At 49.3% G+C, this 590-nt stretch carries 1 protein-coding gene; it reads left to right on the forward strand.

Translation table 11 applies throughout. The features are described 5' to 3' along the window. The coding region (locus ACFIL8_RS12355; RefSeq protein WP_375690065.1) for a baseplate assembly protein at positions 1-555 on the forward strand (555 nt) is incomplete at its 5' end. Positions 556-590 lie beyond the last annotated feature (35 nt).

Here is a 590-nt window from a genome sequence, read left to right on the forward strand (position 1 = left end):
ATCATGAAGCGTCTTGATGCCCTTGAACGCTGTCTTGCCAACCAGCACATGATCGGGCGGGTTGTGCAAGTTGATGGCCATAGGGTGCGGGTGAAACTTTTCTCTGAGAGTGCCAATGGACAAGCGGTTTTATCGCCTTGGCTACAAGCGCAAGAAGCTTCTGGCGCTCTCTCAAGCAATATGCCCCTCCATGTTGGTGACCCGGTGCGGTTGTTAAACCCCCATGGCGAAATTTGTTCTGCCTCTCTGGTGGTGCGCGATAGCTATAGTGAGGATGCGCCTAATCCCGCACGCTCTTTCCAAGAACTTGCTCTGTGTTATGCCGGTGGCGCTTTGCGGATGACAAAAGATGAGCTCATTCTCTCCCATGGGGAAAATCAAATTCATTTGAGTGCACAAGGTTTGGTGCTTTCTCATCAAGCAACCCGTGTTGAATTAACGGGCAGTGTGCACATTCAAGCAGAAGATTTACAGCATAATCAAAAATCTGTTGGCGCAAGCCACAAACACGGTGGGGTCAAAATGGGTCCCTCCACAACCTCTTCCCCTCTTTAAAGGAGTTTTATCATGCGTGAGAACACTTATGTTAT

Source organism: Bartonella sp. AP57NXGY (assembly GCF_042195805.1).
GTDB lineage: Bacteria > Pseudomonadota > Alphaproteobacteria > Rhizobiales > Rhizobiaceae > Bartonella.